The following is a 15207-nucleotide window of genomic DNA, read 5'->3' as shown; positions in this document are numbered from 1 at the left end:
TTCAGTAAACCGTTTGGGCGACCCCGCAATTGAGCGAGATCTGGTGGACCGTCGCCGCGCCGACCTGGACGCCGAGCAGATTCAGCAGCGGAACGAGGACTGCGTCGAGGCTCGACAGGAGTGGGCTGAGCAGACTGGTCAGAAAACCGAGCAGCGTCGATACGAAGGAAGACGGTATCGGCAAAGGGGTCAGGTCGAGCAAGGTAAGGTTGACAGTGATCGTCGCAGCCGCGAGTTGAGCCAGCGCCGAACTGAGCGCTGAGCCGAGTGCATTCGAATTCACGGTCCAGTAGTTCGCATCGATTCCCGGCACGCCATTGAACGTATGCGATTGGGAAGCGCCCTGCACTTGGACAGATACGTTGGACATAGAGGCCGTCACCCGAACAGCCCCAAGCACCGCGTTCGCGTTGATGATCTGCGCCGGCGACGAACAACTGTAATTCGACGACAGGCTGATCTTGCCCGATGCATCGAGTGGCGGCTGGCCGATGCACAGATTGGCCACGCCCGGTTGCGCCGTAATGGCGACGGTACTCGCCTCCTGCGTGGACGCACATTGCGTCGAATTCAGCCATGCGGTACCGGTGCCGGCTTGCAGGTAAATCGGAAGCTTGACATCGATCGATGCGATCGCATTCAGCAACGGCCCGACTATCGGCAACTGCGCGGTGCCGAGAGCGACATTCAGATACACACCCACCGCAGCCGTCGACGCCTTCGTGCGCCACGTTCCCGTTGCCGGATCGATCCCGCCCTCGCCAACGCCGATCGACGGCGGGCTGATGATCTGCACCTGCAGTTGCGTTCCCGTCAGCCCGCCGAGATTCAGCGACGGCACATTGACCGTGACCGCCGGCTTGCCCGTTGCCGCGATCTCCGCGCCGACCATCAGGAGGTCGAGCAGATCCACCTGCGCATTGAGGGCCGCCTGCGTATCCGCGAGCGCGACGTTCAGCAACCCGCCCGCGCCGCCGAGACCGATCGACGTTCCCGGAATGTTGGCGTTCAGGATCGCCTGCAGCGTGGCGAGGCTCGCCTGCAGGCTTGCGTTCACGACGGACGTCTGGGTGGCCGCCTTCACCATCAACTGGATCAGTTGCGGCAACGTGAGCTTCAGCGCGAGCAGTTGATCGACCGTGCCGACGCCCGCCGCCACGACGAGATCGCCGACCGTCACGTTGGTGCAGGCAAGCGCTTGGTATGACCCGATGTTCAGGTTCAGGTTGGCGCCGAGCAACCCGCCGATCAGTCCGTTGACGAGCCCCGGATTGCCGGACGTCGGTGCGGATCCGCCCGAGCAGCCGACGCCGCCGAGCGCGGCCAGGGTTGCACCGACCGAGAACGTATCGATGTTCGTCGAACGCGCGGTTGATACCGCGGACACCGTCTGCGGCGGTCCGACGAAGAAGAACGGCACCTGACGCGTGACGACCACCTTGGCGGCGTTCAATTGCGTGGTTCCGGCTGCCGCGGCAGCGTAGTAGCTGGGTGCCGGGTTGACGGACGTATCCCAGCGGCCACATTCAATGTTGATCGTGTCGCCGTTCGACGCATTGAGACCGTTGGACTGCGCATTGCTGGTCGCGGTGGCAGTCGGCTGCGAACAGGCATCGTCCATCCGCTGCACGGCCGCGAGCGCGGCCATGTCGGCAATGCGCTGCACGTCCCGACGCTGGTAAAAGAGATTACCGACGCCAATGGCGCCAAGCGTCGTGATGGCGATCAGCGTCGCGACGATCGCCATCACCGAGAACGCGCCGCGCTGTCGTGACGCGCGGCGGATCGTGCCGCCACTGTGTCGGGTAGTCACCGTGCTGCTCCGTCAGCGCGCGAGATCGCCGCCGGACAGCCCGCCGCTGCCGCCGCCACCGCTACTGCCACCGCCCGACGCCGACATCGTGCCGAACCACTGCGGAATCGGCGTCTTGAACGAGTCGATATAGCGCTGATACGCATACGTACCCGCCGCGCCGTCGATCGGTTGCGGCGTGGCGGCCGAGCGATTCGAGCGCTGCAGGTCGAGCAGCGCGGTGGTCGCATGACCGATTTCGGACGCCGGCGTGTCGCTTTGCGCGTGCGCGACGCCCGCGCCCAGCGAGCACACGAACGCGATGCCCACGGCCCGCACGCGGATTGAGGAAAGGTGAAACATGATGGCCTCCGTGAATATCGTCGTTATCGCGCGAAACGCTGCAGCAGCGGCACGGCAAGATCGAAATTGTCGCTGCTCGCCACCGACGGCACGGACACACTGGCCGGCGCACGTGCAATGGCGCGCTGCTTCGCACGCATCGCGGCCGCGACCTTCGTCTCGTCGTCACGAATCTGGCCGCGCACCGCGGGCGACAGCTTCTGCTGATCCATCAGCCGCCGCGCGTCCTTCGCATGGCCCGTCGCGAGCAGGTACAGCACGAAGTTGCTGAGGATCTTCGGGTTCTTCTGCTCGAGTTCGGCCGCCTTCAGCAGCGGCACGCGTGCCCCCGCCAGATCGCCTTCGCGCATCTTCGAATACGCGAGGTCGGACAACGTCGCCGCATCGGTCGGCGCAAGCACCGTCGCCTGTTCGAGCTGCTGCGTGGCCAGCGCAAAATCGCCGCGGGCGCCGGCGGTCAGCCCCAGCCCGCGATAGCCGCGCGCCGCGAGCGGCGTCGTCAGCAACTTGGTATAGGCGGCCACGCCGGCGTCGTACTGGCCGGTCGCGCGCAACGCGTCGGCGCGCAGCAGGATCGTGTCCGGCGACGCGCCATATTGCTTCTCGTACTGATCGATGTGCGCCAACGACGCGAAATACAGTCCCTGCCCCTGCATCCGCTCGATCAGGCCCAGATACATGCCTGGCGTATCGGGCGGCGCATTCTTGTCGGCCGCGGCCTGCATCAGCGCGCCGCGTTCGGCCTGCGCGCCGACGCCGTATCCGGATTCCTTGAACATCGCGCACCCGCTGGCCAGCAACGCGCATGCCGTCGCGCCTGCGATCGTGCGAACCCAACCCAATCGATTCATCTTCTGTCGCTCCTTCCCTTCGTGCCGCATCAACGGTGAATCGCGGCGAGCGCGGCCAGCACGGTCATGATCCCGGGCCCCGCCGTCACTATCAACAGTGCCGGCAACAGCGTGACGATCATCACGCCGGTCATCTTCACCGTCAGGCGGCCGATCTGCTCGCGCAGCGTCGCGCGACGCCCTTCACGCAGACGGTCACCGAATTGTTTCAGCGGCTCCTGCACCGCACCGCCATGCTTGTCGACCTGAATCAGCAAGCGCACGATCGCGCGCAGGTCCTCGTTGTCGAAACTGTTCGTGAGGCGTTGCAGCGACTGTTCGCGCGTACGACCGGCCGCGAACTGCCGCTGTGCAACGCCGAGTTCCCACGACAGCACGGGCAGCATCGTCTGGAAATCGTGCGTGACGACCTGGATGCTCTGGTCGAGCGACAGGCCGACGCCCTGCAGCAGCCGCAACATGTCGACGAGCAGCGGCAATTCGGCCGCAATGCTTTGCCGGCGAGCAGTGGCGCGGCGCCGCACGTAGATTTTCGGCAGCATGTAGCCGGTCACGAGCGCGACGGAGATCCACAGCGGCCAGCGCGTCTGCTGTCCGCGACCGATCAGGACCAGCACGGCAAGCGCCGGCAGCAGGATCGCGCAGACGATGCGCGCGCCGACGAACAGCGCTCGCGCGCGCACGTCGACGAAACCGCACTGTTCAAGCAACTGACGATCTTCGTCGGCGATCAGATATCGGCTGAAGCCGGTCTCGAGCCAGCGCATCCCGACGTCTTCGAAGCGTGCGCGCAGCCCTGCGAAACGCACGCGCGGCGCGGCAGGCGCCACCGCGTCGCGCGCAGGTTCGGCGGCACCGGCGCGTGCGGCGGCCGCTTCCACTGCCGCGGTCCGGCGATCGAGCGCATTCACCAGCGCGCGCTCGGCACGCTGCACGAGCACGATGCGAACGATCGCGAGCGCGGCAAGCAGCAGCACGCCGACCGATCCGAGCACCAGCGCAAGTGCGCCTAAACGGTTTGCATCCATCGATTCACCTCAGCCGCGCGAGCCGGTACAACCAGAAACCACCGATCGCCTGCAACGCGAACGCCAGGTAAATCAGCTGGCGTCCGTTATCGTCGCCCCACATCGCCGTGAAATAGCGCGGACTCGTGGCGATGACGAAGCTGCCGACTGCGATCGGCAACAGTGCCAGTACCCACGCGGACAGCCGGGTCTCGGCCGACATCGCGGACAGTTCGCGTTCCGCCTGCTCGAGATCGCGCATGAAGGTCGACATCCGGTCGAGCATCACGTCCGCCCGCCCGCCGTAGCGGACCGACAACCGCAACACCGCGCCGACCAGTTCGAATTCGCGGATGCGATAGGTATGCGCGATGTGCAGCATCGCGCGATCGATCTCGACACCGGAGCGCAGCATCTGCGACACGTCGTCGAGGCAGCGGCGCAGCGGCATCTCGGCCGTCTGCAGCGCAGACTGGAACGCCGCCGGCACGCTGTTGCCGAGCGTCACGAGCCGCACGATCCCGTCGAGAAACGACGGCAACTGACGGACGATCTTCAGGCGGCGCCGGCTAATGCGCGACGTGATCCACAGCACGACGAGCACACTGCCCGCGACGAGCGCGGCCACCGCGGCGAGCACGCCGCCGGCCATGCCGGCCCACAGCGCGAGCAGCACGACGACCGCCAGCGCCAGCACGAGGCCGGTGCGTACTTCATCGAGGCCCGCGCGGTCGGACAGCACGGTCCACGCGCCGAGCGCCGACGCGCGCCAGCGCGCGATCCCGTGTTCGGACGCCTGCCCGTTCGGCGTACCGGCCGCCGGGGCACGTGCGGCGCGCGTATCGGCCGCCGGGGCGGCGGAACGCGCGCCCTGTCCCACGCGGCTGTCAAAGAACCGCTGCGTATGCGCGCGCCCTTCCCGCACCTGGCTTCCGCGCCACAGCAGCAACCCGGCCGCCGCGCAAATCAACGCGAACATCAGCGCGAGCAAGGTGGCGCTAGACATTGAAGCCCCCGCCTCGCCCGAAGCTGCCACCGAACCCGCCGCCACCGCCACCGGCCGACACCAGCGTGCTGCGGAAACGTGCGAGCTTCGGCGAATGCGGATGAATGCCGAGCGATTCCCAATGATCGATTTCTTCGCCCTCCGGCGTGACCCGCGCCTCGTAGCGATACAGCTCCTGCGTCGATACGATGTTGTCCGACATGCCGGTGACTTCGGTGATCGACAGGATGCGGCGGCGGCCGTTGGACAGCCGGCCGATCTGCACGATGAAATCGATCGCGTTGGCGATCTGCCGCCGCAGGCTTGCTTCGGTACCCTGAAAACCGGCGAAGCCGGCCAGCATCTCGAGCCGGTACAAACATTCGCGCGGCGAGCTGGCGTGCACGGTGCCCATCGATCCATCGTGGCCGGTATTCATCGCCTGCAGCATTTCGAGCACTTCGCCGCCGCGCACTTCGCCGACGATGATCCGGTCCGGCCGCATCCGCAGCGTGTTTCGCAGCAGGTCGCGAATCGTCACGACGCCGCTGCCGTCGAACCCGCCGGGACGGCTTTCGAGCCGCACGACGTGCGGGTGATTCAGCGACAGTTCGGCCGTATCCTCGATCGTCACGACGCGTTCCGCCATCGGAATGTGGAACGCCAGCGCGTTCAGCAGCGACGTCTTGCCCGAACTGGTGCCGCCCGACACGAGCACGTTGCAGCGCGCGTCGACCGCCGCCTCGAGCAGCCGGCCGATTTCCTCGTTGTAGGTACCGTTGCCCAGCAGGTCCTCGGGCTTCAGCGGGTCCTTGCGGAACTTCCGGATCGACACGACCGGGCCGTCGATCGACAACGGTTCGATCACGACGTTGACCCGCCCGCCGTCGGGTAGCCGCGCGTCGACCATCGGGTTCGATTCGTCGAGCCGCCGGCCGACCGGGGCCAGAATCCGTCGCACGATCCGCAGCAGATGCGCGTTGTCGGTAAAACGGATCGGCAGCTTCGACAGGATCCCGTGGCGCGACACGTAGATGTCGTTGTAGCCGTTGATCAGGATGTCCTCGACGTGCGGGTCCGCCAACAGGTCCTCGATCGGTCCGAAGCCGGCGAGCTCCTTCGTCAGCGCCTCGGCCACCGCACGCACCTCGCTCTCGTTGAGCGGGATGCGCCGCAGCCGCACGAAGCTGTCGATTTCGAGATCGACGAACTGGTTGATCGCCTGTCGCGACCAACGGCCGAATTCGGCGCCCAGTTCCTCGATCCGCGTGAGCAGATGCTCGTGCGCGGCATTCTTGATGTCGTGGAACTGTTGCGTTTGCGAGAACGGCGCTGCGCCGTCGGCAAATTGAATGTCGTGTGCCATCGCTTACGACCGCTTCGTTGAGGATTGAATGATGCGCCTGAGCGCCGAGAGGCCGCCGGCCGCACGCTGCGTCGCGCCCGGCGCCGGCGCGCCCGCAAGGCGCTCGACCAGCGGCCCGAGCGCACGGACGTACGGGTCGCGTTCCGCGACCTCGGCGATCAGCTTGCCCTGGTTCGCGGCATGCCCGATCGACACGCGCCGCGACGGCAACGTCGCGAGCAGCGACAGTTCCAGCCGCTCGGCGATCTGCGCGGGCAGCAGCCCGAGCTCGGCGTCGAACTGATTGACGACGAGCCGAATCCGGTCGGTCGCGGCACCTGCCTCGCGTAACCCGTCCAGCATCTCGACCGCCGACACGACCGACGCCACGCCCTGGTCGCAAACCAGCCATGCTTCGTCCGCCAGGTTCACGACCTGCGCAATGAATTCGCGATTCGGGAAGCCGCCGAGATCGACGATCTGGTGATCGAAGAACGCCCGCAGCCGGTTCAGCAATGCCGCGCACGACGCCGTCGCCACATCCCGCAGCTCGGCGAGATTCGGCGGCAGCGTCGTCAGGGCGACGCCGCTCGAATGGCGCGCGAGCGCGGTCGTCACGAACGTACGGTCGATCCGGCGCAGGTTGCGCACGGCCTCGACGAAATGGAATTCGCAACGCGTATTCAGGAACAACGCGCCGTCACCGGCCGGCAGCCCGAGATCGAGCAGCGCCGCCGTGCGGGCGGGATCGGCCGGCCGCCGCTGCATCAGTACCGACAGGTTCGCGGCGAGCGTGCTCACGCCCATCCCGGCACGCGCGCCGAGCAACGCGGTGACCTTCCCGTGGCGATTCGCCGGCTCGCCGACGTTGTCGAGCAACACGCGCGTGATCCGCAGCGCCTCGTCCGCCGGTGCGGAGAAATCGACGAAATCGCGCACGCCCGCGCGCAGCGCGGCGAGTGCGCCTTCCGGTTGCGCGAGCGAGCCCAGCGCGACGACCGGCACGCCCGGATGCGCGACGCGTATCGCGGCGACCACCGTGCTCGCAGCCGCGCAATCACCGGAAAAATCGATGAAGACCAGTGCCGGATTCAACACGCCGATACGCTGCGACAACGCGGCGCCGTCGAGCGGCACCCCTTCGACGGCGCCGGCGGACACCAGCGATTGCGACAGCCAGTGCACATGCTCCGCGACCGAGGTGGCGCAGACGAAGTGGTCGGTGACGGCGGGCTCAGCCAAAGAATAGGTTCTCGCGTTCATCTTGGATACTCACAATGAAGCAAGGCATCGCGTCGTGCGCGACGGCCTGCGCGGTCCGGTAACGATTCGGCGCGCTCATTTCGAGAACCCCGGCCCCGCGTCCGGCGATGCCATGCCGCCCAGGTACGAACGCCACACCGGACCGTCGCGCTGCTCGGACAGCTCGCCCGGCGTCGCCGGCAGCGGCGCACCCTGCGCAATCGGTGCAACGAGATGCGGCGTCACGATGATCACGAGCTCCTTGTCGTTCTGCTGGTAGCTCAGATTCTTGAAAAACGCGCCGATGATGGGCAGATCGCCCAGGAACGGCACCTTGTTGACGTTGGACGTGGTTTCGCGGTCGATCAGGCCGCCGATCACGAAGCTTTCGCCGTCGCCGAGCTCGACCGTCGTGTCCGCGCGCCGCGTCGTCAGCGCCGGCACCTGCACGCTGTTGATCGTGATCGAATGCACGAAGTCGAGCTGGCTCGACTCGGGCGCGACCTTCAACGCGATCCGCCGCGGGCTCAGCACGGTCGGCGTGACCGTCAGCCCGACGCCGTAGGGTTTCCATTCGATCGAGATCGTGCCGAGCGATTGCGGCACCGGCACCGGGATTTCGCCGCCGGCGAGGAAGTTCGCGCTCTGGCCGGACAATGCGACGAGCGTCGGCTGCGCGAGCACGCGCGCCAGGTTGTTCGCCTCGAGAATCGACAGGTCGGCGAACAATCCGCGGGACATGGAATGGATGACGAGGTTGAACGCCGACGAAATCGGTACGTTCGTGTTGTACGTGAGCGAGCTGTTCGGAGAACCGCTAATCGACGCCAGTCCCGACGGGGCGAACGCGCCGAACGCAAAGCCGTTGCTCTGCTTGAAGAAGTTCAGGCCTGCCTGCTTCAGCACCGAACGGCTGAATTCGACGACACGCACGTCGACCTGCACGACGTTCTTGCCGGAGATCGTCGACGCATCGAGCGTCGTCCCGTCCTTGCCGCCGACCGTCTTCGCCGCATGGACCGCCCGCTGATGCCCGTCGAGCGTTCCGGCCGCACCGCCGATCACCGTCGTGCCGCCATACGTGTTCACGCTCGGCGACGCGCCGTCGAGCAGTGCCCGCGCCGCACCGCTCGTGACGTTCACGTTGTAGACGGTCGGCTCATCATGGCCGCGCTCCCAGATCATCACGTTCGTCGCGCCGGCATTCTTCGCCACCAGCAGCACGCCGCCACGCCCGCCCTTCACGACGAGCACGTCGGCCACCGACGGGTCACCGACCGCGACCCGCTGCAGCGCCCGCCCCGTCGCAATCTGCCGCTGCGCGCCGATCGCAAGGCTGATCGTGCCGCTCGTGTCGGCCGCGTCCGACAGCGGCGGCATCGCCAGCGCGCTCAATGCAATAGCCAAACCAATCAGTTTCTTTTTCATTGTTTTGCCGTCGTCGTCCCGCTCAATAGGCGACCGTTTCGGTCCGCCCACCCCGAATCACTTCGATGCTGCCGCCGCTCGGATGCCGCGCGACCACCCGCGGCACCGCACGCGGGGCCGGCGCCGCCGTCGTCGCGCTCTTCGACAACTCGCCCAGCACCACGCCCGCCGCGGCAAGCGTCGACGGACTCTTGTCGTCGCCGACACGAACCGCGACGGTTTGCGTCGCGACATCGTCGTCGCGTGGGTTACGCAGCGCGAGCACGAGCCGACCGCTCTGCTCTGCGAGCGTCAGCGCGTCGACCTGCGCGGTCGGCACGGCCAGCACCGCGGTCCGCGTCCCGACCACCGAGCCGTTCGAACTGTCCCGCTCGGTCGTTGCATCGCCGAACGACAGCACGCGGACTTTCGACATCAGCAGCCGCGCCTGGGTATTGACGATCTCGGCCGTCGACGTCCCGCCGATCGCCACGCCGGTCCCGTCGCGCTTCAGGTTCAGGAACACGTCGACATAGTTGCCGGGCCGCACGCGGTTGCCGACCGCGTTGGTCTCGTCGACCTTGATCGCGACGGCGCGTTCTCCCGGCGCGATCTGCTCGGCGAGGCCGGACGACAAGGCGCTCGCGACGACGGCCGCCTGCGCCGGAATGTCGGCAGCCGGCGTGCGGCCGACCAGTTGCAGCGGATCGGCGAACGCCCCCTGCGGCGCAGCGGTCGACTGCTGGACCTTCAGCGCATCGGCCGGAATCGGCTGACCGGCTTGCAACGGCCGCGTCGTCACGACGACCGGCACGCTCTGCGTCGCGACCGTCGCGGCAACCGGCGCGACGTCGCCCGGCTTGCGACCGAGCATCCATGCATAGACGCCGAGCAGGATCGCGATCGCGATCAGCAAGCCCGCAATGATCTTCGTCAGGTTGTTGGCCATGGTGTTGTTATGTTTCCCCGCTACTCACGATTGAATTCTCCGCACAACGTGCCAACCGGGCGCCCTCGACCCGGCACGACGCCGTCGCTGCCGTCTATATGATGTTGACCGGGCTGATCTGGACCATCGCGGTGCCGGTGAGTGTCGACGGCACCGGCAACAGCGAACCGAGCAGCGGGAACGACGGAATCAGCGGGCTCTGCGAGTAGGGGTAGGTCAGCGTGATCTGCACGCACAACATTGTCGGGTCATACGAACAGTTGCCTTGCTGTGTGGGCGAACATGTCGACCCTTTCAGCCAAGTGGTCAGGTTCGTCGCGGCCGTGCATGCGGCTTGGGCCCGCGCCGCCAGCGCGGCTTGCTGGGCCGCCTGCACCGACGCGGCCGCGCCGACCTGCTGATAGTTCAACGCGGCGCGAGCGCCTTCCGTGGCGGCAAGCGTCAGGTTTTGCTGAGCCGCGAAGATCATCCCGTACGTGATGATCGCGTACAGGATCAGGAAGAACACCGGCAACATCAGTGCAAATTCGATCGCGGTTGCGCCGCGCTCGCGGCGCCGCATGCCGGATACCGGCCGGGCCGCCTTCATTGCATCCCCCCCACCGCGATCCGGTACAGGCACCACAGCGCCGCCGGGATCACGAGAAACGCGGCATACGGCGACGCGCGGAAACCGGCAATCTGCATCGTCGGGGAACGCCGCTGCCACAACGCCGACACCGGCGTACGGGTGGCGAAGACCAGCGTGCCGGCATGCGCGAATGCCAGCAGGCTCGCAATGATCCAGAGCCACAGCAACGCATACGGGCCGCACCACGCGCCCAGCACCGCGAATACCTTGACATCCGCGGCACCCATTACGCGCAGCACAAAAAACGGGAAAAGACTGAGAAAGCCGACCAGTGCGCCAATGAGCGCCTGATTCACGGATATGCCGAATGGATTATGCCCGGCGAGCACAAATGCAGATACGAATCCACCGATCACCAGTGAATTCGGTATACGCCTATGACGGATGTCCTCGAGCGCGACGAGCACCGCCCACGCGAGGAAAACCCCGACGCCAGTTAGCAGGATCATTTACGCCCCGAACGGCAAAACTTACCGCGCGGGTTGCCGAAGCAACCCGCGCCCCTAACAACAGGGAAATGAGCAAAAGCTCGTTCGTTATGCCTTCGGCAGCTGGTTCGCGATGTAGGTGAACGCCCCCGAGATGCCGCCCGTCAACGTGCTCATCGCACTGACGAGAGCGACTGCGATAAGTCCCGCGATGAGTCCGTACTCGACTGCGGTAACCCCGTCTTCTTCCTTAAGGAAACGCTTGATGATTGCTTTCATTTTATTCCTCGTGCCTGTATTTACGTTTTCTGGCCTTTTATACGTATACGTCCCCGCATATCTGGCCGTTTGCCCCAACCGTTCGCCACATCTGCTGTAACGACAACCGGGTGCGCTTTCTTTATAGGTCGCCCCGAAGGGCCTTGCTCACGATTTGATGCAAGTTAACATTCGCGATAGCGCTCCTCCTCGAACGTAGTGTACCGAACCGTACATTTCCTTACATCTGCTCCCGATTCTATATCCGATCCCATTTAAGTTCCAACCTCTTTTAACCACTCTGACGGAAAAAAATGACCAGGAGCACAACGTATTTGTACGGCGTTTCGGTACGACTTACACATAGGATTTACGATAGGTTAGATGTGCACACCTAATCCACCAGTAAAACAATTGCCTCGTCCACCAAGCCTGCGCGGGCCCCACGTTACGCCGCACGCGTAACGCCAATGTTGTGACGTTACGTTACGAAACGGCCGAAACCGTTCTCATTCATCTGCACTTAAACAGATTCAACAATCTTTCAATTTCCGGAACTTCCTTTTCCGACAAGGAATTGCCTCGTTTAAAACCGGTTGTCGAACCGTCGAGCCTCGAAATGGCACGACAGTTGCAGAGTAGTCCTCGCACCACTCAACACAACGCAGTTCACAACACATTTTTAATGCGAGGACGAAATGGACATTAAGGTTATCCCTCATGGCGTGTTCCGGACGACTCTGATCGCGGCCACCGTTGCAGCCATGCTTTCCCTCTCCGCGTGCGGCGGCTCCGGCTCCATCAGCCAGGGTCTCGGCGGCGGCGGCTCGAGCTCCGGCGGCGGCGATACGATCTCCACGTCGGGCGGCAACGGCTCGAGCGGCACCTCGGGTACGAGCGGCACGTCCGGCACCAGCGGAACCTCAGGCACGAGCGGCACGTCCGGCACCAGCGGAACCTCGGGCACGAGCGGCACGTCCGGCACCAGCGGAACCTCGGGCACGAGCGGTACGTCCGGCACCTCCGGTGTGTCGGCGAACCCGGTGGGAAATGTCCTCGCACAAGGCAGCAACATCATCACGAATGCCGGCGACACCGTCTCCGGCCTCGGCTCCGTCATCGGCAGCCAGACGCTGCCGGGCGTCAATCCGGCCACCACGCAAGCCGCGGGCGGCATCGTGCAAAGCGTCGGCGGCGCGGTTACCGCACTCGGCAACGGCCTCGGCAGCGGGCTCGGCCAGCTCGGCGCGACGAAGGATCCGGTCGGCACCACGGTCGCCAGCACCGGCGGCGTGGTGAATCAGCTCGGCGGCGCAGTCACGCAAACGGGCAACCTGGTCACGAGCCTCGGCAGCGGCCCGCTGTCACCGCTCGCACCGGTCACGGGCGCGGTCGGCGGCCTCGTCACGACGCTCGGCGGTGCCGTGTCGAACGGCGGCACCACGCTCACCAACGTGCTGTCGACCGGCCCGATCCAGCAGGTCACGCAGACGGTCAGCTCGGCCATCACGCCGATCACGACCATGGTCGGCCAGACGACCCAGACGATCGGCACCGCAACCGGCCTCGGCGCGCCGGTCAACACGCTGCTCGGCACGGTTGGCAACGGTCTGAACCAGGCTGGCGCCCTGCTCGCATCGACGGGCGGCAACCCGGTCACCACGGGCCTCGGCAACACCGTCTCGTCGACGGGCAACACCGTCAAGGCCGTCGGCGGCCTGCTCACGGGCGGCACCGGCGGCGTGACCAACCCGCTCGCCCCGCTCACGGGTCTCGTGTCGACGGTGACCGGCGCACTCGGCGGCGCAACGGGTGGCGGCAGCGGCCCGCTCGCCCCGGTCACGGGTCTCGTCTCGACGGTCACGGGCGCGCTCGGCAGCGCAGCCGGCGGCAGCGGCGGCCCGCTCGCGCCGGTCACCGGTCTCGTCTCGACGGTCACGGGTGCACTCGGCGGCGCAGCCGGCGGCAGCGGCGGCCCGCTCGCGCCGGTCACCGGTCTCGTCTCGACGGTCACGGGTGCACTCGGCGGCGCAGCAGGTGGCAGCGGCGGTCCGCTCGCGCCGGTCACGGGTCTCGTGTCGACGGTCACGGGCGCACTCGGCGGCGCAACGGGTGGCGCAGGCAGCGCAAATCCTCTGGCGCCCGTCACCGGTCTTCTCGGCGCAGTCACGGGCGCCCTCGGCGGCGCGACGGCTGGCGCAGGCGGCGGCAGCCCGCTCGCCCCGGTGACGAACGTCGTCTCCACGGTCACGAGCACGGTGGGCGTGCCGGCACTGAGCGGCGGCACGGGTGCCGTCACGAATTCGGGTTCGTCGTCGAATCCGCTGGCGCCCGTCACGTCGCTGATCGGCGGCCTGCTCGGCGGCACGCACGGCAAGTAATCCGACATCCATTCATCGAAAAGACAGCGAGGAGTCCATCATGTCCCAGCAACGTTCCCTCCCGACGGTCGCCCTGCGCCATTGGCGCGCGCCCCTCACCGCCTTCGCCGCGGCGTGCCTGCTGGCCGCCTGCGGCGGTGGCGGCGTCAGCTCGCCGCCGACCAGCAGCAACGACAACAACAACCCGAGCACGAGCGGCACGTCCGGGACGAGCGGCACCAGCGGCTCGTCGACCGGCACCAAGGGCGTCATCAGCACGGTCGGCCAGACGGCCACCGACCTCGGCAGCACGGTCGGCAATATCAGCCTGCCGGGCCTCGGCGACGGCGTGCCGAAGGGTATCGGCAGCACGCTGTCCAGCACCGGCACGATCGTCGGTGCGGCAGCCGATGCGGTGAGCAACGGGCTGGGACAGATCGGTTCGACCAAGGACCCGGTCGGCACCACGGTGGCCGGTCTCGGCAACGTCGTCGGTGCGACCAGCAACACGGTGTCCGGCCTGAGCTCGACGGTCAAGGCGCTGGGCACGGGCCCGCTGGCGCCGCTCGCGCCGGTCACGACGCCGGTCGGCACCGTGCTCGACACGGTCGCCAACGGCCTGACGGCCGCCGGCACGACGATCGGCTCGACGCTGTCGTCGGGCGCCGTGCAGCAGGTCACGCAACCGATCAGCTCGGCGATCACGCCGCTCGTGATCACCGCCGGCCAGGTCACGCAGCAGGTCGGCACGACGACCGGCCTCGGCCAACCCGTCTCGGGCCTGCTCGGCCAGATCGGCGGCGCGATCAGCTCGGCCGGCAAGCAGGTCGGCGGCACGTCGAGCCAGCCGCTCGTCGGCGACGTCGGCCAGCTCGTGACGGCAGTCGGCAACACCGTGACCAACGCGGGCGGCCTCGTCAATCCGAACGGCCCGAATGGCGCGGCGCCGATCCCCGGCCTGATCACGAGCCTCGTCGGCGGCTCGACGGCAACCGTCCAGAACGGCTCGTCGTCAGGTTCCGGTTCGACGAACCCGCTCGGCGGCTTGTTGTCGGGTCTGGGCTCGACGCCGCTCGGCTCGCTCACGGGCGCGCTCGGCGGCGCAGCAGGCGGCTCGGGCAGCGGCCCGCTCGCGCCGGTGACCGGCCTGGTTTCCACGGTGACTGGCGCACTGGGTGGCGCAGCAGGCGGCAGCAGCGGCCCGCTCGCACCCGTCACGAATCTCGTGTCGACGGTCACGGGCACGCTCGGCGGCGCCACGGGTGGCGCAGGCAGTGCAAACCCTCTCGCGCCCGTCACCGGTTTGCTGAATACTGTCACCGGAGCAGTTGGCGGTGCGGCAGGGTCCGGGGGGGCGAGCCCGCTCGCGCCGGTCACGTCGCTGGTCGGCAGCGTGTCGGGTACGGCATCGTCGAGCAGCGGTTCGACGGGCCTGCTGGCACCGGTCACGGGGTTGCTGGGTACGCTGGGTAGCGTTGGCAAGTAAGGAGGACGGTCGCGTCATCGCAGCCGGAGCGAATGGCGCGGCCGTACAAACACAACCGGCATTGCGGCACGCGGCGGGGGGGCCCCCCCCGAGCGGGCCCCGC

At 66.9% G+C, this 15207-nt stretch carries 14 protein-coding genes; 2 read left to right on the top strand and 12 right to left on the bottom strand.

What is annotated here, in order from left to right:
* Nucleotide 1 precedes the first annotated feature (1 nt).
* The 12 genes from MMB92_RS20335 to MMB92_RS20280 all read right to left on the bottom strand — a co-directional run bounded on the left by MMB92_RS20335 (nucleotide 2) and on the right by MMB92_RS20280 (nucleotide 11279).
* Nucleotides 2-1813 (bottom strand): TadG family pilus assembly protein, encoded by a 1812-nt coding sequence (locus tag MMB92_RS20335; RefSeq protein WP_006495326.1) that lies wholly within the window; start codon nucleotides 1811-1813, stop codon nucleotides 2-4.
* Between the two features lie 12 nt (nucleotides 1814-1825).
* Nucleotides 1826-2155 (bottom strand): DUF3613 domain-containing protein, encoded by a 330-nt coding sequence (locus MMB92_RS20330; protein ID WP_006483481.1) that lies wholly within the window; start codon nucleotides 2153-2155, stop codon nucleotides 1826-1828.
* Between the two features lie 23 nt (nucleotides 2156-2178).
* Nucleotides 2179-3006, bottom strand: coding sequence for a pilus assembly protein (locus MMB92_RS20325; protein WP_034200647.1), 828 nt, complete (start codon nucleotides 3004-3006; stop codon nucleotides 2179-2181).
* Nucleotides 3007-3035: 29 nt separating this feature from the next.
* Nucleotides 3036-4034, bottom strand: a complete 999-nt coding sequence (locus MMB92_RS20320; protein WP_006483478.1) for a type II secretion system F family protein — start codon at nucleotides 4032-4034, stop codon at nucleotides 3036-3038.
* Between the two features lie 4 nt (nucleotides 4035-4038).
* Entirely contained in the window at nucleotides 4039-5019 is a 981-nt protein-coding gene (locus MMB92_RS20315; protein WP_034200648.1) for a type II secretion system F family protein, read from the bottom strand.
* The gene (locus MMB92_RS20310; protein WP_006483500.1) at nucleotides 5012-6364 is read right to left on the bottom strand and encodes a CpaF family protein; all 1353 of its coding nucleotides are present in this window, start codon (nucleotides 6362-6364) and stop codon (nucleotides 5012-5014) included. Before MMB92_RS20310 ends, MMB92_RS20315 begins: the two co-directional genes overlap by 8 nt.
* A gap of 3 nt (nucleotides 6365-6367) precedes the next feature.
* Nucleotides 6368-7606 carry a fimbrial protein gene (locus MMB92_RS20305; protein WP_006483491.1) on the bottom strand — a complete coding sequence of 413 codons (1239 nt, stop codon included), beginning with the start codon at nucleotides 7604-7606 and terminating at the stop codon, nucleotides 6368-6370.
* Nucleotides 7607-7681: 75 nt separating this feature from the next.
* The gene (locus MMB92_RS20300) at nucleotides 7682-9013 is read right to left on the bottom strand and encodes a type II and III secretion system protein family protein (RefSeq protein WP_277562898.1); all 1332 of its coding nucleotides are present in this window, start codon (nucleotides 9011-9013) and stop codon (nucleotides 7682-7684) included.
* A gap of 22 nt (nucleotides 9014-9035) precedes the next feature.
* The gene (gene cpaB, locus MMB92_RS20295) at nucleotides 9036-9941 is read right to left on the bottom strand and encodes a Flp pilus assembly protein CpaB (RefSeq protein WP_034200650.1); all 906 of its coding nucleotides are present in this window, start codon (nucleotides 9939-9941) and stop codon (nucleotides 9036-9038) included.
* A gap of 94 nt (nucleotides 9942-10035) precedes the next feature.
* Entirely contained in the window at nucleotides 10036-10530 is a 495-nt protein-coding gene (locus MMB92_RS20290) for a TadE family protein (protein ID WP_006483477.1), read from the bottom strand.
* Nucleotides 10527-11021 (bottom strand): A24 family peptidase, encoded by a 495-nt coding sequence (locus tag MMB92_RS20285; protein WP_006483488.1) that lies wholly within the window; start codon nucleotides 11019-11021, stop codon nucleotides 10527-10529. The genes MMB92_RS20290 and MMB92_RS20285 overlap by 4 nt, the downstream gene beginning before the upstream one ends.
* Before the next feature lie 87 nt (nucleotides 11022-11108).
* Entirely contained in the window at nucleotides 11109-11279 is a 171-nt protein-coding gene (locus tag MMB92_RS20280; RefSeq protein ID WP_006483497.1) for a Flp family type IVb pilin, read from the bottom strand.
* A 677-nt stretch (nucleotides 11280-11956) separates the two neighbouring features.
* On the opposite strand from MMB92_RS20280, the gene MMB92_RS20275 reads away from it, so the two are divergent.
* On the top strand, nucleotides 11957-13639 hold the full coding sequence (locus MMB92_RS20275; protein ID WP_277562897.1) for a collagen-like triple helix repeat-containing protein: 1683 nt from the start codon (nucleotides 11957-11959) through the stop codon (nucleotides 13637-13639).
* A 40-nt stretch (nucleotides 13640-13679) separates the two neighbouring features.
* The gene (locus MMB92_RS20270; RefSeq protein WP_034200652.1) at nucleotides 13680-15104 is read left to right on the top strand and encodes a collagen-like triple helix repeat-containing protein; all 1425 of its coding nucleotides are present in this window, start codon (nucleotides 13680-13682) and stop codon (nucleotides 15102-15104) included.
* Nucleotides 15105-15207 lie beyond the last annotated feature (103 nt).

The organism is Burkholderia sp. IO2 (assembly GCF_029522185.1).
Taxonomy (GTDB): domain Bacteria; phylum Pseudomonadota; class Gammaproteobacteria; order Burkholderiales; family Burkholderiaceae; genus Burkholderia; species Burkholderia cenocepacia.
This window is presented reverse-complemented; position numbering and strand designations above follow the sequence as displayed.

What these genes read in the sequence shown, in the direction of transcription:
- MMB92_RS20300 (WP_277562898.1), bottom strand. Translation starts at nt 9,013, where the DNA reads ATGAAAAAGAAACTGATTGGTTTGGCTATTGCATTGAGCGCGCTGGCG.
- MMB92_RS20315 (WP_034200648.1), bottom strand. Translation starts at nt 5,019, where the DNA reads ATGTCTAGCGCCACCTTGCTCGCGCTGATGTTCGCGTTGATTTGCGCG.
- MMB92_RS20270 (WP_034200652.1), top strand. Translation starts at nt 13,680, where the DNA reads ATGTCCCAGCAACGTTCCCTCCCGACGGTCGCCCTGCGCCATTGGCGC.
- MMB92_RS20285 (WP_006483488.1), bottom strand. Translation starts at nt 11,021, where the DNA reads ATGATCCTGCTAACTGGCGTCGGGGTTTTCCTCGCGTGGGCGGTGCTC.
- MMB92_RS20310 (WP_006483500.1), bottom strand. Translation starts at nt 6,364, where the DNA reads ATGGCACACGACATTCAATTTGCCGACGGCGCAGCGCCGTTCTCGCAA.
- MMB92_RS20320 (WP_006483478.1), bottom strand. Translation starts at nt 4,034, where the DNA reads ATGGATGCAAACCGTTTAGGCGCACTTGCGCTGGTGCTCGGATCGGTC.
- MMB92_RS20330 (WP_006483481.1), bottom strand. Translation starts at nt 2,155, where the DNA reads ATGTTTCACCTTTCCTCAATCCGCGTGCGGGCCGTGGGCATCGCGTTC.
- MMB92_RS20305 (WP_006483491.1), bottom strand. Translation starts at nt 7,606, where the DNA reads ATGAACGCGAGAACCTATTCTTTGGCTGAGCCCGCCGTCACCGACCAC.
- MMB92_RS20290 (WP_006483477.1), bottom strand. Translation starts at nt 10,530, where the DNA reads ATGAAGGCGGCCCGGCCGGTATCCGGCATGCGGCGCCGCGAGCGCGGC.
- MMB92_RS20280 (WP_006483497.1), bottom strand. Translation starts at nt 11,279, where the DNA reads ATGAAAGCAATCATCAAGCGTTTCCTTAAGGAAGAAGACGGGGTTACC.
- MMB92_RS20325 (WP_034200647.1), bottom strand. Translation starts at nt 3,006, where the DNA reads ATGAATCGATTGGGTTGGGTTCGCACGATCGCAGGCGCGACGGCATGC.
- MMB92_RS20275 (WP_277562897.1), top strand. Translation starts at nt 11,957, where the DNA reads ATGGACATTAAGGTTATCCCTCATGGCGTGTTCCGGACGACTCTGATC.
- cpaB (WP_034200650.1), bottom strand. Translation starts at nt 9,941, where the DNA reads ATGGCCAACAACCTGACGAAGATCATTGCGGGCTTGCTGATCGCGATC.